Origin of the sequence: Actinoplanes sp. NPDC026623 (assembly GCF_040638275.1) — a bacterium.
Taxonomy (GTDB): Bacteria; Actinomycetota; Actinomycetes; order Mycobacteriales; family Micromonosporaceae; genus Actinoplanes.
Window position 1 is genome coordinate 28,019 of record NZ_JBEZXZ010000043.1, and the last position, 22,574, is coordinate 50,592.

Sequence of the window (22,574 nt, forward strand, 5' to 3'; positions counted from 1 at the left end):
AACGCTCCTGCCGGTCGACCGCCGGTCGAGCGGGACCTACACGGTGCCGCGGACCTTTTCCAGGGCGGCGACCGCCGCGCCCCGGGCGCCGGCCATGTCGAGATCCGGCACCAGCGCGAACGTCGCCGCCGCGAGCTGCTCGGCGCGCAGCTGGGTGTGCTCGCGGACCGTGCTCAGGAACCACTGGCGGAAGTGCGGTGCCGCCTCGACCACGCCGCCGCCGAGGAAGTACGCGGACGGATCGGTGAAGTTCGCCGCGATCGTGAACAGCTTGCCGATCGCCTTCGCCTGCTGGCCGAAGACCGCGAGCGCGAGCGGGTCCTCCCGCTCGCCGTAACCGCGCAGCAGCTTCGCCGCCTTCTTGATCGACTCCTGGGCCAGCGGGTGGTCGGGGAACCGGGTCAGCCAGTACGGCAGCAGGTTGTTGGTGATGCCGGTCAGCGACGCGATGCTCTCCACGTCACCCTCGAAGCCGCAGTTGCACCGCGGCACCGGCTGGCCCTCCTCCAGCACGCCGTGCAGCGGGATCTGCACGTGGCCGAGCTCGCCGGCCATGCCGACCGCGCCGCGGACGACCTTGCCGTCCTCCACCACGCCGCCGCCGAGCCCGGTGCCCACGATCGCCGCCACGGACGAGCGCTGCGGCGCCTCGGCGCCGAAATGCCGGTGGTGCGCGTAGAGCGCCGCGGCGTTGGCGTCGTTGTTGTAGATCACCGGCAGGCCGATGCGCGCCTCGAGGGCGCCGCGGATGTCGAAGTCGTGCCAGGAGAGCTGGGAGAAGTTCGTCGAACCCTGCGAGGAGATCACCCCGGCGGCGCTGGCCGGGCCCGGCGTGTCCAGGCCGACCGCGCGTACCAGGGTCATCGGCGTGCTGGTCAGCGCGAGAATGCCGTGGAACGCCTCGGCGAGCTGCTCGACCGCGGCCTTGGGTCCCTCGGTCACCAGGCTGGGGCTCTCCACCATCTGATCGACGAGGTACTGGCCCGTCGCGTCCAGGACGGTCGCATTGTTGCAGGTGCCGCCGTTGTCGAGGCCTACCACTACCCAGGACGCCGGGGTCCGCACCACATCGATCTGATCCACAGGCCTGAGCGTACGTCCGTACACGCCGGTAGGCGACGGGTGCCGGGGGATTGCGGATAGGTTGCTTGCCGCCGAATGCCCGCCGAACGGGCGGGAACGGGCCGAAGTCCCCGGTATGACGACGAAGCCCGCGCCGACCCGCCGCGCCGTTCTCGGCGGCGCCGTGGCCGTGGCCGCGACCGCCGCCGGGGGCCTGACCCTCGACGCGGCCCTGGCCCTGCCCGCCACCGCCGCGACCTCGGCGCCGGCCGGCCTCGTCTCCGCCGATCCGCTCGCGCACCTGCTGCGCCGGGCCACCTTCGGCCCGACCCCGGCGGCCCTCGCCGAGATCACCGAGCTCGGCGCGGCCGGCTGGCTGGACCGCCAGTTCTCCCCCGCGAACATCGACGACGCCGCGCTGGAGAAGCTGCTGACCCGCCTCCCGCTGGCCGGCGCGAGCATCGCGACCGTCCGGGCCAAGCTGCCGGTTCACTCGTACGAGGCCTTCGGTCAGCTGGGCCGGGCCGCGATCGCGCGGGCCGTCTGGAGCAACCGGCAGCTGTTCGAGACCGCCGCCGCCTTCTGGGCCAACCACCTGCACGTCGCCGCGCCGTCCAGCGGCGGGTGGGACAGCCGCGCCGACTACGACGCCTCGGTGATCCGCAAGCACGCGTTCGGCCGCTTCGCGGACATGCTCGTCGCCGCGGCTCGGCACCCGGCGATGCTCACATACCTGGACAACCGGTCGTCGACCAAGGCGCTGCCGAACGAGAACTACGCCCGCGAGCTGATGGAGCTGCACACCGTCGGCATGATCTACAGCGAGGCGGACGTGCAGGCGGCGGCGCGGCTGCTCACCGGGCTGACCGTCGGCACCGACGGCACGTACGCCTACGCGGCGGCCAGGCACGCCACCGGCGCCGTACGGATCCTCGGCTTCGGCCACGCGAACGCCACGGCCGAGGGCGGCGAGGCGGCCGCGCTGGCGTTCCTCGGCTACCTGGCCCGGCACCCGGCGACCGCCGAGCGCCTCGCCACCCGGCTGTGCACCCGTTTCGTCGCCGACGAGGCGCCGGCGACGCTGGTCGCCAAGCTGGCGAAGGTGTACCTGGACAACGACACCGCGATCGTGCCGGTGCTGCGGGCCCTGTTCACCTCGCCCGAGTTCGCCGCGTCGATCGGGCAGAAGGTCCGCACGCCGTTCGAGGACCTGGCCGCGACGGTCCGCGCGCTCGGCCTGGGCCCGGAGACCTCGGGCGTCAAGGCGCTCGACGCGCTCTACAACAACCTGGTCAACGCCGGGAACGCGCCGTTTCGCTGGAGCCCGCCGAACGGCTACCCGGACGTCGCGGCCGCCTGGGCCTCGCCGTCCGCGTTCGTGCTGCGCTGCAACGGCCACCTGAACCTCGCCACCGGCTGGTACCCCAGGCAGCTCACCCGCCCCGCCGACCTGCTCAAGGCGCTCGTGCCGAGCCTGCCCGCGACCTACGGCGCGCTGGTGGACGCCCTGGCCCGGCGCCTGGTCGGCACCGCGCTGCCCGCCGACCACGTCGCCGCCGTGCTAAGCGTTGCCGGGAAGCTGCCGACGAGTCCTCTGACCAGCAAAGACACGTCGGTGGCCGGGAGCCTGCCGTATTTCGTCGCCCTCGTGCTTGATTCGCCCACTTTCCAGCTGAGGTGAGCACCATGACCGCACAGGCGTGCTGCGACGAGAACCGCCGGTTGCTGACCCGCCGCGGGATCCTGGGCCGGGGCCTGGCCGCCGGAGCCGCCGGCGCCCTGGCCGGGCTCGCCGGCGAGGGGCTGTCGACCCGGATGGCCTTCGCGGCCGGCGGGTACACCGGCGACACGCTGGTCGTGCTGTCGCTGCGCGGCGGATTCGACGGACTGTCGGCGATAGCGCCCATCGGCGACCCGGACTACTACCGGGCCCGCCCGGCGATCGCCCTGCCGAAGAGCCAGGCCATCGGCGGCGACGCCATGTTCGGCCTGCATCCGGCGCTGGCGCCGCTGCTGCCGATGTGGAAGGGCGGCAACCTGGCCGCGGTGCACGCCGTCGGCCAGCCCAACCCGACCCGCTCGCACTTCGCCGCGATGGAGGAGATGGAGCGCGCGGCCGCCGGCACGTCGGTGCGCAGCGGCTGGCTGGACCGGATGCTCGGGGTGACCGGCGCGACCGGCCCGCTGGCCGGCGTCTCGCTCGGCAGCGCGATGCCCGCCCGGCTCTTCGGCGGCCCGTCCGCCGACATCTCGATGGCCGGCATCGACGACCTCGCGCTGGCCGGCGAGAGCGCCAGACGCCCGATGGCCGCCGCGCTGCGCAGGATGTACGCCTCGGCGCCCGCCCCGCTGGCGGCGCCCGCCCAGGCGGCGGACTCCGCCCTGACCGCGACGGCCCGGCTGCGCGCCACGACGTACGCGCCGGCCAACGGCGCCGCCTACCCGTCGACGCCGCTGGGCGCCGCGCTGCGCGACGTGGCCCGCATGATCAAGGCGAAGGCGGGTCTCGCCGTGGCCGCCGTCGACTGCGGCGACTGGGACATGCACGAGGGCCTCGGCACCGCGGTCAAGGGCCAGCGCATGTACGACAACCTGCTCGAGACGGCGAACGCCCTGGCGGCGTTCGCGGCCGACCTGGGCCCGTCCGGGATGGCGGGCGTGACGCTGGTGACGGTGAGCGAGTTCGGCCGCCGGGTGGCGGAGAACGGATCCCGCGGCGCCGACCACGGGCACGGCAACGCGATGCTGCTGATGGGCGGCGGGATCCGGGGCGGCAAGGTGTACGGAAACTGGCCGGGCCTGTCCGCGGGCGCCCTCGTCGCCGGCGACCTCGCCGCGACCACCGACTACCGCGCGGTGATCGGCGAGATCCTGCAGAAGCGCTGCGGCCTCGGGTCGCTGTCGGGCGTCTTCCCGGACGTCTCGCCGGCGTCGTTCGGCCTGGCCGCCGCCCGCTGACCGGTCGGCGCCGCCACGGATTGAGCGAGGGACCCCGGCGCGGCCGCCGGATTCGACGGCCGCGCCGGGGTTCGAGGTCAGCGAGAAGCGCCGGCGCGGCGCTTGCTCCAGACGTCGAACGCGACTGCCGCGAGCAGGACCGCGCCCTTGACGAACATCACCGTCTCACTCTGCGCCCCGATCAGGGACATACCGTTGTTGATCACACCCATGATCAGGCCACCCGTGATGGCGCCGACGACCTTGCCGACGCCGCCCTGCACCGCCGCGCCGCCGATGAAGGCCGCCGCGATCGCGTCCAGTTCGAACTGGTTACCGGCCGTCGGGTTGGCCTGGTTGAGCCGGCCCGCGAAGATGACGCCGGAGAGCGCCGCCAGGACACCCATGTTCACGAAGATCCAGAAGATCACCGACTTGACCTTGACGCCGGACAGCGTCGCCGCCTGCAGGTTGCCGCCGACCGCGTAGATCTGCCGGCCGAAGACGACCCGGTTGGTCAGCAGCGAGTACGACAGCACCAGGAAGGCCAGCAGCACCAGCACCCAGGGCAGGTTCTTGAACCGGGCCAGCTGCGTGACGACGGCGATGACCAGCAGCGACGACACCAGGATCTTGCCGACGAACAGCGGCATCGGGTCGACGGCCTGGCCGTACTGCGCTCGGCCCGAGCGGGTGCGCCACTGGGTGAAGACGATGCCGCCGACCGCGACCACGCCGATCAGCAGGCTGAACAGGTCAGCGCCGCCGAGCGCGCCGAGGCCGACGTTGCCCAGGTAGCTCTCGGTGAAGCCGGTCGACATCGTGCGCACCGGGTCCGGGAACGGGCCGATGCCGCGGTTGCCGAGGACCCACAGCGTCATCGCCCGGAACAGCAGCATGCCGGCCAGCGTGACGATGAAGGCGGGGATGCCGAAGTAGGCGATCCAGTAGCCCTGCCAGGCGCCGATGATGCCGCCGGCGATCAGCGTGATCAGCAGGGCCAGCGGCCAGGGCACGTCGTAGTTGACCATCAGGACCGCGGATATGGCGCCGCAGACCGCGACCACCGAGCCGACCGACAGGTCGATGTGGCCGGCGATGATGATCAGGATCATCCCGATCGCCAGGATCAGGATGTAGGAGTTCTGCACGATGATGTTGCTGATGTTCTGCGGCGCGAGCAGGTCACCGCCGGTGAGCACGGTGAACAGCACGACGATCAGGGCGAAGGCGATGTAGATACCGCTCTCGCGCAGGTTCAGGTTGAACCGGCGGGGCGAGTCCCCGGTCGGGCCGGCCGGTGCGCCCGGGGTCTCGGCCACCGCGAAGTCGGCGTTGGTGGGTGCGACAGACATCGCGGTTACTCCGTTCCCTTGGTCATGAGCGTCATCAGGTTTTCCTGAGTGGCCTCGTGCACCGGCACGTTGCCGGTGATCCGGCCCGCCGACAGCGTGTAGATGCGATCGCAGATGCCGAGCAGTTCCGGCAGTTCCGAGGAGATGACCAGGATCGCCTTACCTTCGTCCGCCAGCCGGTTGATGATCGTGTAGATCTCGTACTTGGCGCCGACGTCGATGCCGCGGGTCGGCTCGTCCAGGATCAGCACGTCGGGATTCGTGAAGATCCACTTGGACAGCACGACCTTCTGCTGATTGCCGCCGGAGAGCTTGCCGGTGATGCTCAGGACGCTCGGCGCCTTGATGTTCATGCTCTTGCGGAACTCGCCCGCGACCTTGAACTCCTCGTTCTCGTCCACCCAGCCGCGCTTCGCGAGCTTGCCCATGGCCGCCGCGGAGATGTTGCGCTTGATGTCCTCGATCAGGTTCAGGCCGTACCGCTTGCGGTCCTCGGTCGCGTACGCGATGCCGTTGTCGATCGCCTCGCGCACCGAGCGCAGGCGGATCTCCTTGCCGTCCTTGATGAGCCGCCCGGTGATGCCGGTGCCGTACGAGCGGCCGAAGACGCTCATCGCCAGCTCGGTGCGGCCGGCGCCCATCAGCCCGGCCAGCCCGACGATCTCGCCGCGGCGCAGGCTCAGGTTGGCGTTGTGCACCAGGACGCGACCGTGCTGGGTGGGGCTGCGGACGGTCCAGTCCTCGATGCGCAACACCTCCTCGCCGATCAGGGACTCGTGCGGCGGGAACCGGTGGTCCAGGTCGCGGCCGACCATTCCGGAGATGATCTTGTCTTCGGAGACCTCGTCGGTGGCCAGGTCCATGGTGGTGATGGTGCGGCCGTCGCGCAGGATCGTCACCCGGTCGGCGATCGCCATGACCTCGTTGAGCTTGTGCGAGATGATCACGCAGGTGATGCCGTGGTCCCGCAGGTCGCGCAGCAGGCCCAGCAGGTGCGTCGAGTCCTCGTCGTTGAGCGCCGCGGTCGGCTCGTCGAGGATGAGCAGCCGCACCTCCTTGGAGAGCGCCTTGGCGATCTCCACGAGCTGCTGCTTGCCGACGCCGAGGTCGATGATCGGGGTGACCGGGTTCTCGCGCAGGCCGACCCGCTCCAGCAGCTGACCGGCGGCGTGGTTGGTGCGGTTCCAGTCGATCAGGCCACGGGTGGCCTGCTCGTTGCCGAGGAAGATGTTCTCCGCGATGGAGAGCTGCGGCGCCAGCGCCAACTCCTGGTGAATGATGACGATGCCGCGTTCCTCGCTGTCGCGGATGCCCCCGAACCGGCAGGCCTCGCCCTCGAACGCGATCTCTCCGTCGTAGGAGCCGTGCGGGTAGACCCCGGACAGGACCTTCATCAGGGTGGACTTGCCGGCGCCGTTCTCACCGCAGATCGCGTGGATCTCGCCGCGGCGTACGGACAGATTGACGTCCTGGAGCGCCTTTACCCCGGGAAACGTCTTGGTGATGTCCTGCATCTGCAGGATCGTGTCGCTCATGCTCATCCCCCAGGGTCGGCACGCGAAGGGCCCGGTGCCCGCCGCCGAGTTCTCGGCGGCGGGCACCGGCTCGGATCACTTCAGGTCCGACTCCTGGTAGTAGCCCGAGTCGACGAGCTCCTTCTTGTAGTTGGACTTGTAGACGATGACCGAGTCGAGCAGCTGCGCCGGAACGACCTTGACGCCGTTGTCGTAGTCCTTGTTGTTGTTCGTCTGCGGCGTCTGGCCCTTGAGGACCGCGTCGGCCATCTGCACGGTGGTGTCCGCGAGCTTGCGGGTGTCCTTGTAGATGGTCGCGAACTGCTCACCCGCGATGATCGACTTGACCGAGGCAACCTCGGCGTCCTGGCCGGTGACGATCGGGTAGGGCTGGCCGGTGGTGCCGTAGCCGTTGCTCTTCAGCGCCGACAGGATACCGATCGAGAGACCGTCGTACGGCGAGAGCACGCCGTTGACCTTGGCGCCGCCCTTGTAGGTCGAGGTCAGCAGGTCCTCCATGCGCTTCTGCGCGACCTCCGGCTTCCAGCGCAGGATGGCGACCTGCTTGAAGTTGGTCTGGGTGCTCTTGACGACCAGGGTCTTGGCGTCGATGTAGGGCTGCAGGACCGACATCGCGCCGTTGAAGAAGAACGTGGCGTTGTTGTCGTCCGGCGAGCCGGCGAACAGTTCGATGTTGAGCGGGCCCTTGGCGTCGCCCTTCGAGCCGTCCTCCTTCAGCAGCTTCAGGCCGACCAGCAGCGAGGTGGCCTGCTGCACGCCGACCTTGAAGTTGTCGAAGGTGGCGTAGTAGTCCACGTTCGGGCTGTCACGGATCAGCCGGTCGTAGGCGATGACCGGGATCTTGTTGTCCTTGGCCGTCTGCAGCTGCGTCGTGATCGCCGTGCCGTCGATGGAGGCGATGATCAGCAGCTTGGCGCCGCGGGTGATCTGGTTCTCGAGCTGGTTGACCTGCGTCGGGATGTCGTCCTCGGCGTACTGCAGGTCGACCTTGTAGCCCTTGGCCTCGAGCTGCTTCTTGAGGTTGTCGCCGTCGCCGATCCACCGCTCGGAGGAACGGGTCGGCATCGTCACGCCGATGAGCGCGCCGCTGCTGTCGGCAGCGCCCGCGCCCTCCTTGTCGGCCGTCTTCTCACTCGAACCGCAGGCGGCCAGGGCCACCGTCAGCGTCATGGCCGTGGCCACAGACGCGAGCCGGGTCAACTTCATCGTTCTCTCCTTGCGATGGGGGGTCGCGGACGCACGCGACGATGGAACTTTCCCGCACGTCCGCTCAGAAGTAAACAATCCTGAACACTGTTGTTAGCGGTGCGTTACATTTCACCGCTCTGGTGATCTACCTTGCGAACTGACGGTAATAAGCCTGGTTCCACCGCACCCGGTCGGCGAAGTCGTACGTGTTCGTGCGCTCGTCGATGAGCAGCAACTCGGTCTGCAGCATGGTGGCGAAGTCGCGCAGCGACTCCACCCCCACGCCCTGGGTGAGCACCGTGTGGTGCGGCCCGCCCGCGGTCAGCCACGACTCCGCCGAGGTGGCCAGCGACGGCGCCGGCTTCCACACGGCCCGGGCCACGGGAAGCTTCGGCAGCGGCTCGTCCGGCGCGGTCACCTCGATGGTGTTGGCGACCAGCCGGAAACGGTCGCCGAGGTCGACCATGCCGATCACCACGCCCGCGCCGGGTGCGGCGTCGAAGACCAGGCGCACGGGATCCTCGCGGCCGCCGATGCCCAGCGGGTGGATCTCGCAGGACGGCCGGGCCGCGGCGATGCTGGGGCAGACCTCGAGCATGTGCGCACCGAGGATCTTCTGCTCACCGGGGCCGAAATGGTACGTGTAGTCCTCCATGAAGGAGGTGCCGCGCCCGCTGCCCTCGCCCATCGCCTTGACGGCGGCGAGCAGGGCGGACGTCTTCCAGTCGCCCTCGCCGCCGAAGCCGAAGCCGTCGGCCATCAGCCGCTGAACGGCGAGGCCGGGAAGCTGGCGCAGGCCGCCGAGGTCCTCGAAGTTGGTGGTGAACGCCCCGAAGCCACCCTCGGTCAGGAACTGCCGCAGGCCCGCCTCGATACGCGCCGCGTAACGCAGCGAGGAGTGCCGCTCGCCGCCGCGGGCCAGCGCCGGGTCCAGCGCGTACGCGTCCGCGTACTCGGCCACCAGCGCGTCGATCTCGCCGTCCGGCACGGCGTCGACGACCGCGACCAGGTCGTTCACCCCGTACGTGTTGACGGAGACGCCGAACCGCAGCTCGGCCTCGACCTTGTCGCCCTCGGTGACCGCCACGTCCCGCATGTTGTCGCCGAAGCGCGCGAGCCGCAGGCTGCGCAGGCGCTGCACGCCGGCCGCGGCCCGGGCCCAGCCGTCGATGCGGGCCACCACGCCGGGATCGGCGGCGTGCCCCGCCACGGTCTTGCGGGCGACGCTCATCCGGGTCTGTATGTAGCCGAACTCGCGGTCGCCGTGCGCGGCCTGGTTGAGGTTCATGAAGTCCATGTCGATGGACGCCCACGGCAGTGCCTGGTTCAGCTGGGTGTGCAGGTGCAGCAGCGGCTTGCGCAGCGCGTCCAGACCGGTGATCCACATCTTGGCCGGCGAGAACGTGTGCATCCAGGCGATGACGCCGAGGCACGCCGGGTCGGCGTTCGCCTCGAGCATCACCGTGCGGATCGCCGCGCTGTCGGTGAGCACCGGCTTGCTGACGATCTCCGCCGAGATCCCGCCCGAGGAGGTCAGGAGCTGCTGGATCTGCTGCGACTGCGAGGCGACCTGGTCCAGGGTCTCGGGCCCGTAGAGGTGCTGGCTGCCGGTGAGGAACCAGATCTGGGGCTTCATCGGATGGACTCCTGTCCGTAGGCGTGCTGGTAGCGGTCGTAGAGGGCGTCGATGTCGGGCTGCGCGATGCGTACCGGCTCACCGAGCTGGCGCGAGATGTGCACGGTCCGGGCGACGTCCTCGCACATGACCGCCGCCTTGACGGCCGCCTTCGCGGTGGCGCCGACGGTGAAGACGCCGTGGTTGCGCATGAGGACGGCCGGCGAGCGGTGCCCCTCGAGGGTCTCGACGATGCCCCGGCCGATCGAGTCGTCGCCGATCAGCGCGAACGGGCCGATCGGGATCTCGCCGCCGAACTCGTCGGCGATCATCGTCAGCACGCACGGTATCGCCTCGCCGCGGGCGGACCAGGCGGTCGCGTACGTCGAGTGGGTGTGCACGACACCGCCGACGTGCGGGAGGTGCTTGTACACGTACGCGTGTGCGGCGGTGTCCGACGACGGGCTCAGCTCGCCGTCGACCAGGTTGCCCTCCAGATCCGTGACCACCATGTTGTCCGCGGTGATCTCGTCGTAGCGGACCCCGGAGGGCTTGATGACCAGCAGGTCGGCGCCGGGCACCCGGGCCGAGACGTTGCCGGCCGTCCAGACCACCAGCTCGTTGCGGGGAAGCTCGGCGTGCAGGTCCGCCACCTGCCGGCGGATCTGCCTGATCGCGTCCGTGAGAATCATGAGGAGACCGTCCGTCGCTGGATGGCACGCAGGTTGCGCATGACCCGGTTGGAGCCGCGCCCGAAGTAGTCGTGCAGCTTGGTGTACTCGGCGAACAGCTCGTCGTAGACGTCGGCGGCCCGCGGGTCGGGCCGGTACACCGCGGCCCGCTTGCGGCCCATCGCCGCCGCGGCCGAGCGCACGTCCGGGTACGCGCCCGCGGCGGCCGCCGCGTGGATGGCCGAGCCCAGCGCCGGGCCCTGCTCGGAGCCGATCACCGACAGCGGCATCCGGAGCACGTCGGCGTAGATCTGCATCAGCAGCTCGTTGCGCACCAGCCCGCCGGCGGCGATGAACTCGTTGATCGGCACCCCGGCCCGGCCGAACGTCTCGATGATCGTGCGGGTGCCGAAGGCGGTCGCCTCGATCAGCGCCCGGTAGACGTCCTCGGGCCTGGTCGCGAGGGTCTCGCCGATCAGCAGGCCGGAGAGCTCGTGGTCGACGAGCACCGAGCGGTTGCCGCTGTGCCAGTCGAGCGCGATCAGCCCGTGCTGGCCGGGCCGCTGCCGCGCCGCGAGCTCGGTCAGCCGCTCGTGGGTCAGCTCCGGGGCGAGGTGGCGCAGGTAGGAGGCGAAGATGTCGCCGACCCCGCTCTGCCCGGCCTCGTAGCCCCACAGCCCCGCGACGATGCCGCCGTCCACCACCCCGCACATCCCGGGCACCTCGACGATCTCGTCGCCGTTCACCACGTGGCACGTGGAGGTGCCCATGATGGCGACCAGCTGTCCGGGCTCGAGCGCCTGTGCGGCCGCGGCGGTGACGTGCGCGTCGACGTTGCCGACCGCGACCGCGATGCCCTCGGGCAGCCCGGTCCAGGCGGCGGCCTGCGCCGTCAGCGTCCCCGCCGCGGAGCCCAGCTCGCCGATCGGCTGGTCCAGCTTGTCGGCCACGAAGCCGGCGAAGGCGGGATTGAGCTCGGCGAGGAAGTCCGGCGCCGGGTAGTGCCCGTCCTGGCGGATGCCCTTGTAGCCGGCGGTGCAGGCGTTGCGCACGTACGCGCCGGTGAGCTGCCAGATGATCCAGTCGGCCGCCTCCACCCAGCGGTCCATCCGGTCGTAGATCTCCGGGTCCTCCTCGAGGACCTGCAGCCCCTTGGCGAACTCCCACTCCGAGGAGATCAGCCCGCCGTACCGGGGCAGCCAGGCCTCGCCACGCTTGGCGGCCAGCCGGTTGATCCGGTCGGCGTGCGGCTGGGCGGCGTGGTGGCGCCAGAGCTTCACGTACGCGTGCGGCCGGTTCGCGAACTCGGCGAGGTCGCTCAGCGGGGTGCCGTCGGCCAGCGTCGGGATCATGGTGCACGCGGTGAAGTCGGTGCCGATGCCGACCACCTGGGCCGGGTCGACGCCGGCGGCGCGCACCGCGGCGGGCACGGCCTCGCGCAGCACCTCGACGTAGTCACCCGGCACCTGCAGCGCCCAGTCGTGACCGAGCGGGGTGCCGTCGGGCAGTGCGTCGGTGAGTACGGCGTTCGGGTAGTCGTGGACGGCCGAGCCGAGCTCGGCGCCGTCGGCGACGCGGACCACGACGGCCCGCCCGGAGAGCGTGCCGAAGTCGACGCCGATCACATAGGTCTCGGACGGAGCGACGGGCATGAGTGATGTACCTCCGCGAAGGGGGATCCGACATGTCGCCCGCGTGGTCGCAGAGCGCGCATGCCAGGCGGCGTGGGGTCGAGTGTGAGCGCTAACATTTACGATGTCAACGGGTGAGCGGTTACAACGGGGCAACCTTGCCGAAACCGTTTTACGGCCGTCCGGCTACCCCGGCGGGGCCACGCTTGCGCGCTCGACCAGGGCCGGTGCGATGACGATGCGGTTCGGCGGCGTGGCCTCGTCGGCGATCTGCGCCAGCAGCAGGCCCAGCCCCGCCTGCGCGACCGCGTCGAAGTCCGGCCGGACGGTGGTCAGCGGCGGAATGAAGAACGCCGCCTCGGGCACGTCGTCGAAGCCGACGACGCTGACGTCGTGCGGCACCCGGCGGCCGTGCTCGCTGAAGGCGCGCAGCAGGCCCAGCGCCTGATGGTCGTTGGCCGCGAAGACGGCGGTGACCTCGGGCATCCGAGCCAGCATCCGCCCCGCGTCGTAGCCGGACGAGGCCGACCAGTCGGCGGTCACCAGCGGCGGGACCTCGGCGCCGGCGTCCTCGAGCGCGCGGCGCCAGCCCTCGATGCGCCACGCCGCGTCGTACCAGTCGACCGGCCCGGAGATGTGCCAGACCGTCCGGTGACCCGCGGCCAGCAGGTGCTCGGTGGCGGCCCGCGCGCCGACGGCCTGATCGACGGTGACGAGCGTGTGCGAACGCTGCGGATCGCCGTCGATCGTCACCAGGGGCACGCCGGCGGGCATGTCCTCGAGCGCGTCGTCGGCGGACTTGACGGGCGCGATCACCACCAGCCCGGCGACCCGCTGATCCAGGTGCCGCTCGACCGCGCCGGCGATCGACTCCCGGTCGAGGCGCCCGACGCTGCCGACGCTGACCGCGAAACCGGCCTCGGCGGCGGCCTGCTCGAACGCGGCCAGCAGCGAGGCGGGGCCGTAGAGGGTGCTGTTCTGCGCGACGATGCCGATCAGTTGCGAGCGGCCGGTGACCAGCGCCCGGGCGGCGCGATTGGGGCGGTAGCCGAGCTCGGCGATGGCGGCGCGGACCCGCAGGCGGGTCTGTTCGCGTACGTTGGGATGATCATTGAGGACCCGGGAGACGGTCTGGTGCGAGACGCCGGCCAGCCGCGCGACATCGGTCATGGCGGGACTGCGCGCTGCCTTGACGTCCATCGCCGCTCCTGTCCCCGTCCCGAGCCGTAGGCGCGGGCAATCCCGCACCATGGACCCGACGGTAATTGTTAGCGATAACAAGATCGGCGTCAACCTGCCCGTTCCCCCGTTCCGGGCCGCACCGTAGGCTCGGCGGAGATGGACGCAGCCCCGGATTCCCGGCAGAGCGACGGCGACGGCGTGCTCGGCACCGGCCGCGACGACGGCTTCGCCTCGCTGCGCACCGCCGCCCGGCCGCGCGCCGAGCGCTACGAACTCGGCCGCTCCCTTCGCGAGCGCTCACCGCGTACCGGTCTGGCCGACTGGCGGCCCCGGCCGGACCGGGCCGACCCGGTCCGCCAGCTGATCGACGCGCACGAGGGCCGGCTGCCCCGGCTCATCCCGGTGCGCGTCGGCCGCATGCTGGCCTCGCCGTACGCGTTCCTGCGCGGCTCGGCGAACGTCATGGCCGACGACTTCGCCGGCCTGCCGCACACCGGGATCACGCCGGTGATCTGCGGCGACGCCCACCTCGGCAACTTCGGTTTCTACGCCTCCCCCGAGCGCGAACTGGTCTTCGACCTCAACGACTTCGACGAGGCACACCCGGGCGCCTGGGAGTGGGACCTGCGGCGGCTGGTCACCAGCGTGTGGGTGGCCGGGCGGCAGAACGGCTTCCGCGAGCACGCCTGCGCCGACGCGGTGCGGCACTGCGTCGAGCAGTACCGCGAGCAGATCGGCCACCTCGCCGCGCAGCCGCTGCTCGCCCGCTCGTTCGCCGCCCTCGACGTCGACGACCTGCGCCGGGCGGCCACCAAGGCCGGCTTCCGCGAGGAGATCGAACGGGCCGCCCGCCGGGCCCGGCGCCGCACCAGCGACCGGGCGCTGCCCCGCTTCACCGAGCAGCGCGACGGCACGGCCCGGCTGGTGCAGGAGCCGCCGCTGATCACCCGGCCGAGCGACCGGGAGTACGCGCACCTGGCGGCGGCGCTCGACGGCTACCTGAACACGCTCCCGCCGCACTGGGCGCGCATCCTGGCCGGCTACCGGATCGTCGACATCGCGCACAAGGTGGTCGGGGTCGGCTCGGTCGGGCTGCGGGCCTACGTGGCGCTGTGCGAGGGAAGCAGCGCGGACGACGTGGTGTTCCTGCAGCTCAAGCAGGCCCGCCGGTCGGTGATCGCGAAGCACCAGCACGGCAGCGTCGCCTGGCACCGCCACCAGGGCCAGCGGGTGGTCGAGTATCAGCAGGCGCTGCAGACGGTCAGCGACCCGCTGCTGGGCTGGACCACCGTCGGCGAGCTGCAGTTCTACGTGCGGCAGTTCCGCGACATGAAGGGCGCGATCCTCGTCGAGGACATCAACGCGGCCGCGCTCGCCGACTACGCCGGCATCTGCGGCTACCTGCTCGCCAAGAGCCACGCCCGGACCAGCGGCGCGTCGATGATCGCGGGCTACATCGGCGGCAGCGACAAGCTCGACGACATGCTCGCCCGCTTCGCCCGCACGTACGCGGACCAGGTAGAGAGCGACCATCAACGCCTGGTGGACGCCGTGCGCCAGGGCCAGCTACCTGCGGAGGTCATCTCGTGAGTGGTCATCTGTCGCTGTCCGCGGCACCGGTGTGCGAGTTCTGGACCGAGCGGCACCTGTGCACGCTCACCACGCTGCGCGCCGACGGGTCGCCGCACGTCGTGCCGGTCGGCGCCACCGTCGACCCGGACGCCGGGCTGCTGCGGATCATCGCCTCCCGCGGCTCGGCGAAGGTCCGGCACGTCCTCGCGGGCGGCGACCGGGTGGCGGTCTGTCAGGTGGAGGGCCCGCGCTGGAGCACGATCGAGGGCAAGGCCGTGGTCCGCGACGACCCGGACTCGGTCGCCGAGGCCGTCCGCCGGTACGCCGTGCGCTACCGGCAGCCGCGCCCCAACCCGGAACGGGTGGTGATCGAGGTGACGATCGCCAGGGTGCTCGGTTCGGCGAGCCTCGGCGCGCCCCGGTAGGCCCGCCGGCTCTCGCCCGGCGCTCGCGGCCCGGTCGATTGGGGTCTACCGTTGATTTCCGTGGCAGACCTGAGTCCCGATCATCGCGACGTCGTGGCCGTTGGTGCCTCGGCTGGCGGCGTCGAGGCGCTGCGCAGTCTCGTCGGCGGCCTTCCCCCGGACTATCCGGGCGCGGTGCTGGTGGTGCTGCACGTGCCGCGTGAGGGGCCGAGCGCGCTGGCGAAGATCCTCGACCGCAGCGGGCCGCTGCCCGCGACCACCGCGGTGGACGACGAACGACTGCACCACGGCCACATCTACGTCGCGCCGAACGATCACCATCTCATCGTTCTCGACGATCGCATCCGAACCACCCGCGGGCCGGCCGAGAACGGGCATCGCCCGGCGGTCGATCCGCTGTTCCGGTCGGTGGCCCGCGCGTTCGGCCCGCGGGCGGTCGGCGTGGTGCTCTCCGGCGCGCGCGACGACGGCGCGTCCGGGCTGGCGGCCATCGCCGCCCGCGGCGGCGCCACCATCGTGCAGGATCCGGCCGACGCGCTGTACCCGTGGATGCCGCAGGCGGCCATCCAGCGCGTCGCCGTCGATCACATCGCGCCCGCCGCCAAGATCGGCGGCATTCTCATTGGGATCACCGCCATGGATCTGCCTGACAGCCGCACGGACGCCGGCGACACCAGCGACGCCATGCTCGACGCGGAGGTGGCGATGGCCGGGCTCGCCGCGGTGACCAGCGACGAGCTGGCCACCCTGCCGGCCGGGTACGGCTGCCCCTCCTGCGGTGGCAGCCTGTTCGAGATCGAACAGGCCGGCCCGGTGCCGCGGTACCGGTGCCGGGTGGGGCACGCCTGGTCGCCGGAGAGTCTGCTGGACGAGCAGGCGATCGCGCTCGAGGGCGCATTGTGGATGGCCCTTCGGGCGCTGGAGGAGAAGTCCGCGCTGAGCCGCCGCATGGCCGTGTCCGGGCTGCGCCGGCAGTCGGGAACCGGATCGCGGTTCCGGGACATCGCCGAGGAGGCGGAATCGGCGGGTGCCACGATTCGCCGGCTGATCGCCCGGATCGGTTCGACCGGCGGCGCCGAGGCCGACACGGCGCCACCGCCGGGTTAGTGTGGACAGCTCATGCCATCCGGAAGGCGCTCCTTGGACTCCGTCGATCCCCAGTTCGAGTCGCTGCTCGCATACCTCAAGGAGGCCCGCGGCTTCGACTTCACCGGCTACAAGCGGTCGAGTCTCATGCGCCGGGTCAATCGCCGGATGGCACAGATCGGCCTCGCCGAGGACTATCCGGCGTACGGCGACTACCTCCAGGTGCACCCGGAGGAGTTCACCTTCCTGTTCAACACGATCCTGATCAACGTCACCGGATTCTTCCGTGATCCGGACGCGTGGGCGTACCTGCGGGCCGAGGTGGTCGAGCCGATGCTGGCCACCCGGGGGGTCGGCCCCATCAGGATCTGGTCCGCCGGCTGCGCCTCCGGCGAGGAGGCCTACACGCTGGCGATGATGCTGGCCGAGATCCTCGGTATCGACGCGTTCCGCGGCCGGGTCAAGATCTACGCCACCGACGTCGACGCGGAGCAACTCGCCGAGGCCCGCCAGGCCGTCTACGACGAACGCGCCATGCGCAGCGTGCCCGCCGACCTGGTGGAGCGCTACTTCGAACCGGTCGGCGACAGGTGGGTGTTCCACAAGGATCTGCGGCGCTCCGTGATCTTCGGGCGCAACGACCTCGTCCAGGACGCCCCGATCTCCCGGATCGACCTGCTGCTGTGCCGCAACACGCTGATGTACTTCAACGCCGAGACCCAGGCGAAGATCCTCAACCGGTTCCACTTCGCGCTGGCCGAGGGCGGCATCCTGTTCCTCGGCAAGGCCGAGATGCTGCTCAGCCACGGCAGCCTCTTCCAGCCGGTCGAGCTGAAACAGCGGATCTTCCGGCGGGTGTCCCGTCAGCTGCTGCCGGTCGGCCCGCAGTCGTCGGAGGCGGCCGGGGCGAGCGGCCACCCCGTGCACGGGCTCGACGGCCTGCGCAACGAGGCGTTCGCCGCGAGCCCCACCGCCCAGCTCGTGCTGACCTCGGACGGGCAGATCGCACTCACCAACCGCCAGCTCGAGCTGATGTTCGGCGTGTCGTCGCGCGACATCGGCCGGCCGTTCCGCGACCTCGACCTGTCGTTCCGCCCGGTTGAGCTGCGCAAATACGTCGAGCAGGCACAGCTCGAACGGCGGGCGCTGCGGATCGCCGACATCGAGTACCTCCGCTCCCCCGGCGACATGCTCTACCTCGAGGTGCAGGTGAACCCGCTGACCGGCAGCGACGGCAGCCTGCTCGGCGTGAGCCTGATCTTCCACGACGTGACCACGACCCGCCGGCTGCACGAGGAGCTCGAGCACACCAACCAGCAGCTCGAGGCGGCGTACGAGGAGCTGCAGTCGACGAACGAGGAGCTGGAGACCACCAACGAGGAGCTCCAGTCGACCGTCGAGGAGCTGGAGACCACCAACGAGGAGCTCCAGTCCACCAACGAGGAACTGGAGACGATGAACGAGGAGCTCCAGTCGACCAACGACGAGCTGCAGAGCATCAACGACCAGCTACAGGCCAGCACCACGCTGCTCGACGACGCCAACGTGTTCCTCGAGACCGTCCTGGCCAGCCTGCGCGCCGGGGTCGCCGTGGTCGACAGCGAGCTGCGCGTACGCGCCTGGAACCGGCGGGCCGAGGACCTCTGGGGCCTGCGCACCGCCGAGGTCCTCGGGCAGCACTTCCTCAACCTCGACATCGGGCTGCCGTCGGAACGCATCCGGCCCCTGCTGCGGTCCGCGTCGGCCCCCGACGGCAGCCCCGGCGAGATCACCCTGGAGGCGGTCAACCGGCGCGGCCGTACGATCGTGGTCCACGTCGCCTGCCGGCCGCTGCAGCACCAGCACGGCGGTGACACCAGGGAGGGGGCGATCGTCGTGATGGAATCCGACGAGGCCCAGTGAGCTCCCCGTTCGGGTTTGCGCCCGCCCGGAAGGGGCATGCAATCACAGGACGACGCGGCGCCGTTTAGGAGGTCTCCGGTGACGGTCGAGTGTGCGGTCGGTGATCTGGACGACGGGCTGGTCGCCCGGCTGTCCGGTCGGCTCGCGCTCGACGACACCGCCAAGGTCCGGGTCGACCTGCTCAAGTGCCTGGCGGAACAGCCGAGCGCCCTGTTCGTCGATCTCGGCGCCCTGACCGTGACCGACCCGCTCGCAATGTCGATCTTCCTGGCCGTAGTGCGGCAGGCCGCCCGGTGGCCCGGCATACCCGTCCTGTTCTGCGCGCCCGAGCCGGACACGGCCGCGCTGCTGGCCGGCGGCGCCTACCGGCGGCTCACCGCGTTCGACTCGATCGACGCCGCCCGCGACCACCTCGGCAACGGCGGCCACGGCCTGCCCGGCATCGTCGAGACCCTGCTCCCGCTCGCCGGTGCCGCCCGTCGCGGCCGCGACGTCGTCACCGACGCCTGCCTGCGCTGGGACCTGCCCGCGCTGATCGACCCGGCCAGCCTGATCTGCAGCGAGCTGATCAGCAACGCGGTCCACCACGCCGGCACCATGATGCAGCTCCGGATGTCGCTGAGCGCGGCCTACCTGCTCATCGCCGTCCGGGACGGATCCCCCGTCGAACCGCACCTGTCCGGCCCGGTCCCCGACGTGACGACGGTCCGGGGACGCGGCCTGCACATCATCGCGGCCACCGCGCACAGCTGGGGATCGGTGCCCGCCACCGACGGCAAGGTGGTGTGGGCCTCCCTCTCCATTTGAGTACGCGGCCCCATCCGCACCGGCCCCGACTCGGGAAAGCTCTGTGCGCATGACCCCCGCCTCCACCATGCGCAACCCCGCCGCCGCCCTGGCCGCCGCGACCCCGGCCGGCCGCGACCGCTACGTCGACCTCCTGCGGGTGGTCTCGCTCGGCGTCGTGATCGCCGGCCACTGGCTGATGGCCGTACCCGTCGTCGACGCCGGCGGCACCGCCCGGGTGACCAACGTGCTCGCCCTGGTGCCGGCGCTGCGCCCGGCGACCTGGCTGCTCCAGGTGATGCCGGTGTTCTTCCTGGTCGGCGGCTTCGCCCACGCGACGGCGCTGGCGTCGATCGCCCGGCGGGGCGGCGGCTACCCGGACTTCGTCCGCTCCCGCACCGCCCGGCTGCTGCGGCCCACCGCGGTCTTCGCCGGGATCTGGCTGGCGCTGGCCCTGGCGGCGGCCCTCGCCGGCCGGGACCACGGCCTGGTCCGGGTCGCCCTGCGTACGGTCGTGCAGCCGCTCTGGTTCCTCGGCGTCTACCTGGGCCTGGTGGCGCTGGCTCCGGCGATGTGGCGCCTGCACCGCCGGTTCGGCGCGGCCGTGCCGGCGGCGCTGCTCGCGGCGGCAGCGGTCGTCGACGTGCTGTGCCTGCACGGGCACCCCGGGGTGGCGGTGCTCAACCTGCTCATCGTCTGGGCCGGCGTGCACCAACTCGGCTTCCTGTACGCGGACGGCACGCTGCAGCGCGGCGGACGGCGGCTCGGCCTGCTGCTGGCCGGTGGCGGGCTGACCGCCGTCATCCTGCTCACCACCGTCGGCCCGTACCCGGTGTCGATGGTCGGCGTGCCCGGCGAGAAGATCTCCAACATGTCCCCGCCGACGGTCGCGCTGGCCGCGCACGCGGTGTGGCTCGTCGGCCTGGTGCTGCTGCTGCGGGAGCCGGCGACCGCCTGGCTGCGGCGGGCCCGGGTCTGGCGGGCGGTCGTGGCGGCGAACGGCCTCGCGATGACGGCGTTCCTGTGGCACCTGAGCGCGGCGTTCGTGGTGCTGGCGGCATTCGGCGGGCGGTCGGCGGGAGCGCCGGGCTCGGCCGGCTGGTGGGCCACCCGGCCGCTGTGGCTCGGCGCGGCCGCCCTGGTCACGGCCGTGCTGGTGTGCTGCTTCCGGCGCTTCGACACGGCCCGCCCGGCGGTGATCGCGCCCGGGCCGTCCGGGCCGGCGGCGGCCGGGTCGGCGCTGTGCACGCTCGGGGTGCTCGCGATCTCGACGGTGGGGTTCGGCGGGCTGCTCGAGGGGCGCACGGCGCAGCTCCTGACCGTGCCGGTCACGGCTCCCGTCGCGGTGGCGCTGGTCGCCCTGGGCGCGGGGCTGCTGCGTGCGGCGCCGCTGAGCCACCCGCGCCGGCCGTAACACCCGGCCCGCCACACCCGATGGCGGCCATGTGTCATGACGGAGGCGGACCGTCCCAGCCCGCAGGCCGCGACTCCCTCACAGGCCGGGACGCCCTCACAGATCGGACGCGCTCGCGGGATGCCCTCGCGGCTCGGACGGCCTCGCGGCTCGGACGGCCTCGCGGGTCGAACGGCCTCGCGGGTTGGACGCCCTCGTGGGTCGGACGCCCTCGTGGGTCGGACGCCCTCGTGGGTCGGACGCCCTCGTGGGTCGAGACGGCTCGCAGATCGGGACGGCTTGGGGTGCCGGGCGGCTCGCGGGTCGGTGAAATCGTCGGTGGTTGGCGGTAGCGTTTTGACGGTGAGCTGCTTGGAAGCGGATCCCGAGGTCGGCCGTCCCGAGGTGTCTCCGTCGCCCGACGGGACGGAGTTGCTGGAGGGCGCCCCCGTCGCGCTCGGCGGGCCCCGCGGGTTCGAGGTCACCCGGACCCTGCCCAACAAGCACCGGCGGATGGTCGGCGCGTGGTGCTTCCTCGACGCGTACGGTCCGCACGAGCTGGCCGGGTCGGCGGGCATGCGGGTCGGGCCGCATCCACACATCGGGCTGCAGACCGTCAGCTGGCTCGTCGCCGGCGAGATCCTGCACCGCGACAGCCTCGGCAGCCTCCAGGAGATCCGGCCGGGGCAGCTCAACCTGATGACCGCGGGACGCGGCATCTCCCACTCCGAGCAGACCCCGGCAGCGCACGGCGAGGTGCTACAGGGTGTGCAGTTGTGGGTTGCCCTGCCCGGCGCCGGCCGTGACGCCGCCCCCTCGTTCGCCCACCACCCGGACCTGCCGGTGGTCACGGGCGGCGGCCTGTCCGCCACCGTCCTCATGGGCGAGTTGGCCGGCGAGGTCTCCCCCGCCGCCTGCCACACGCCGCTCGTCGGCGCGGAGCTCACGCTGGCCGCCGGCGGCGGCGCGACGCTGCCGCTGCGGCCGGACTTCGAGCACGCGGTGCTGGTGCTCGACGGGGCCGCCACCGTCGACGGCGCGAGCGTCGCGCCCGGCCCGCTGCTCTATCTCGGCCCGGGCCGGTCGCGGCTGCGGCTGGAAGCCGGTCCGGAGACCCGGCTTCTGCTCATCGGCGGCGAGCCGTTCGACGAGCGGATCGTCATGTGGTGGAACTTCGTGGGCCGCGACCACGACGAGATCGCCGCGGCGCGGGCGGACTGGGAGGCCCGGTCGGACGGCGGCCGGTTCGGACGGGTGCGGGGCTACGACGGGCCGGACATCCCGGCGCCGCCGATGCCGATCACCCGGCTGGTCGCCCGGGGCCGCACCCGCTGAGCTGCGGCGGTCCACGGATGGCGGAACACACAAACGTGGCTTGACGGTGGTCGCGGGCGGGCGGATCGTCAATGGGACAGCCATGCACGCGGGCTGAAGGAGTCCACCATGAGCCTGCTCGACGTGGGGAAGCTCGCCCTCATCGCCATCGCACCGACCCTGATCGGCGCCGTCGTCATCTACGCGCCCAAGTGGTGTGCCGCGCTGGCCCAGCTCCGGCCGGCTCACGACGACCCGGAGCCCGAGCCGATCGGCCTGCCCATCGAGAAGCTCGCCGCCGACCTGCGCCGGCTGCTGCGGCTGCACGACGAGCTCACCCGCTCCGCGCACATCGCGATCCGGGCACACCGGCTCTGGGCGGTCGAGGCCGCCATCGGCGTGCGGGCCGTGGAGGCGGCGCGGGCGCTCGACGTGCCGCACCGGGAGCCCGCACCCGGCGCGACCGTGAGCCGGACCGAGCTCGGCCGACTGCTGCACGCGCTGGTAAACGCGGGCCTGGTCCTGCCGACCACCGTGGGACCGTTCACGAGCGACGGCCGGCTCTGACCACAACCGGACCCGCTCACGAACGACGACCGAGCCTGACACCAACCGGCCCGCGACCGCTCATTAACGACAACGCGCCCCGACCACAACCGGACCGGTCAGCAGCGACGACCGGGCGTGACAGCAACCGGTCCGGCGACCGCTCACGAACGACGGCCCGATCTGACCACAACCGGACCGACGACCTCTCACGAACGACGACCGAGCCTGACATCAACCGGGCCCGCGACCGCTCACTAACGACAACCCGCTCCGACCACCACCGGACCGACCACCACCGGACCGATAAGGAGCGCCGGCCCGGGTCTGGCGGGAGCCGGGCCGGCGCCGAGGTGCCCGGAAGAGGTCGAAAC

Annotated in this window: 18 protein-coding genes; 10 read left to right on the plus strand and 8 right to left on the minus strand. The window is 71.7% G+C overall.

Annotation, left to right across the window (positions count from 1 at the left end; all coding sequences use genetic code 11):
- Positions 1–36: 36 nt before the first annotated feature.
- Positions 37–1,083, minus strand: coding sequence for an ROK family protein (locus tag AB0F10_RS15805; protein ID WP_360624361.1), 1,047 nt, complete (start codon positions 1,081–1,083; stop codon positions 37–39).
- Between the two features lie 115 nt (positions 1,084–1,198).
- On the opposite strand from AB0F10_RS15805, the gene AB0F10_RS15810 reads away from it, so the two are divergent.
- Together AB0F10_RS15810 and AB0F10_RS15815 are read left to right on the plus strand one after the other, a co-directional pair.
- Entirely contained in the window at positions 1,199–2,743 is a 1,545-nt protein-coding gene (locus AB0F10_RS15810) for a DUF1800 domain-containing protein (RefSeq protein WP_360624364.1), read from the plus strand.
- 5 nt (positions 2,744–2,748) lie between these two features.
- The gene (locus AB0F10_RS15815) at positions 2,749–4,020 is read left to right on the plus strand and encodes a DUF1501 domain-containing protein (RefSeq protein WP_360624367.1); all 1,272 of its coding nucleotides are present in this window, start codon (positions 2,749–2,751) and stop codon (positions 4,018–4,020) included.
- Positions 4,021–4,097: 77 nt separating this feature from the next.
- On the opposite strand, the gene mmsB is transcribed toward AB0F10_RS15815, so the two are convergent.
- The 7 genes from mmsB to AB0F10_RS15850 form a co-directional block, all read right to left on the minus strand.
- A complete protein-coding gene (gene mmsB / locus AB0F10_RS15820; RefSeq protein WP_360624370.1) occupies positions 4,098–5,354 on the minus strand; it encodes a multiple monosaccharide ABC transporter permease in 1,257 nt (418 codons plus the stop codon).
- Positions 5,355–5,359: 5 nt separating this feature from the next.
- Entirely contained in the window at positions 5,360–6,889 is a 1,530-nt protein-coding gene (mmsA, locus tag AB0F10_RS15825; RefSeq protein ID WP_360624374.1) for a multiple monosaccharide ABC transporter ATP-binding protein, read from the minus strand.
- 75 nt (positions 6,890–6,964) lie between these two features.
- Entirely contained in the window at positions 6,965–8,095 is a 1,131-nt protein-coding gene (chvE, locus tag AB0F10_RS15830; RefSeq protein WP_360624377.1) for a multiple monosaccharide ABC transporter substrate-binding protein, read from the minus strand.
- Positions 8,096–8,222: 127 nt separating this feature from the next.
- Complete coding sequence (araA, locus tag AB0F10_RS15835) at positions 8,223–9,713, minus strand: L-arabinose isomerase (RefSeq protein ID WP_360624380.1); 1,491 nt, start codon at positions 9,711–9,713, stop codon at positions 8,223–8,225.
- Positions 9,710–10,384: an L-ribulose-5-phosphate 4-epimerase gene (locus AB0F10_RS15840; RefSeq protein WP_360624383.1), complete on the minus strand. Its 675-nt coding sequence runs from the start codon at positions 10,382–10,384 to the stop codon at positions 9,710–9,712. The genes araA and AB0F10_RS15840 overlap by 4 nt, the downstream gene beginning before the upstream one ends.
- The gene (gene araB, locus AB0F10_RS15845) at positions 10,381–12,015 is read right to left on the minus strand and encodes a ribulokinase (RefSeq protein WP_360624386.1); all 1,635 of its coding nucleotides are present in this window, start codon (positions 12,013–12,015) and stop codon (positions 10,381–10,383) included. The genes AB0F10_RS15840 and araB overlap by 4 nt, the downstream gene beginning before the upstream one ends.
- 165 nt (positions 12,016–12,180) lie before the next feature.
- On the minus strand, positions 12,181–13,194 hold the full coding sequence (locus AB0F10_RS15850; protein WP_360624389.1) for a LacI family DNA-binding transcriptional regulator: 1,014 nt from the start codon (positions 13,192–13,194) through the stop codon (positions 12,181–12,183).
- Positions 13,195–13,332: 138 nt separating this feature from the next.
- On the opposite strand from AB0F10_RS15850, the gene AB0F10_RS15855 reads away from it, so the two are divergent.
- The 8 genes from AB0F10_RS15855 to AB0F10_RS15890 all read left to right on the plus strand — a co-directional run bounded on the left by AB0F10_RS15855 (position 13,333) and on the right by AB0F10_RS15890 (position 22,221).
- On the plus strand, positions 13,333–14,766 hold the full coding sequence (locus AB0F10_RS15855) for a DUF2252 domain-containing protein (protein ID WP_360624392.1): 1,434 nt from the start codon (positions 13,333–13,335) through the stop codon (positions 14,764–14,766).
- Positions 14,763–15,173 carry a PPOX class F420-dependent oxidoreductase gene (locus AB0F10_RS15860; RefSeq protein ID WP_360624395.1) on the plus strand — a complete coding sequence of 137 codons (411 nt, stop codon included), beginning with the start codon at positions 14,763–14,765 and terminating at the stop codon, positions 15,171–15,173. The genes AB0F10_RS15855 and AB0F10_RS15860 overlap by 4 nt, the downstream gene beginning before the upstream one ends.
- A gap of 60 nt (positions 15,174–15,233) precedes the next feature.
- Positions 15,234–16,280: a chemotaxis protein CheB gene (locus AB0F10_RS15865; protein ID WP_360624398.1), complete on the plus strand. Its 1,047-nt coding sequence runs from the start codon at positions 15,234–15,236 to the stop codon at positions 16,278–16,280.
- A gap of 33 nt (positions 16,281–16,313) precedes the next feature.
- Positions 16,314–18,161 (plus strand): CheR family methyltransferase, encoded by a 1,848-nt coding sequence (locus tag AB0F10_RS15870; RefSeq protein ID WP_360624401.1) that lies wholly within the window; start codon positions 16,314–16,316, stop codon positions 18,159–18,161.
- 78 nt (positions 18,162–18,239) lie between these two features.
- Positions 18,240–18,968, plus strand: a complete 729-nt coding sequence (locus AB0F10_RS15875) for an ATPase (protein WP_360624404.1) — start codon at positions 18,240–18,242, stop codon at positions 18,966–18,968.
- Positions 18,969–19,017: 49 nt separating this feature from the next.
- Positions 19,018–20,361, plus strand: a complete 1,344-nt coding sequence (locus AB0F10_RS15880) for an acyltransferase (protein ID WP_360624407.1) — start codon at positions 19,018–19,020, stop codon at positions 20,359–20,361.
- 342 nt (positions 20,362–20,703) lie between these two features.
- Positions 20,704–21,675 carry a pirin family protein gene (locus AB0F10_RS15885; RefSeq protein ID WP_360624410.1) on the plus strand — a complete coding sequence of 324 codons (972 nt, stop codon included), beginning with the start codon at positions 20,704–20,706 and terminating at the stop codon, positions 21,673–21,675.
- Positions 21,676–21,783: 108 nt separating this feature from the next.
- The gene (locus AB0F10_RS15890; RefSeq protein ID WP_360624413.1) at positions 21,784–22,221 is read left to right on the plus strand and encodes a hypothetical protein; all 438 of its coding nucleotides are present in this window, start codon (positions 21,784–21,786) and stop codon (positions 22,219–22,221) included.
- Positions 22,222–22,574 lie beyond the last annotated feature (353 nt).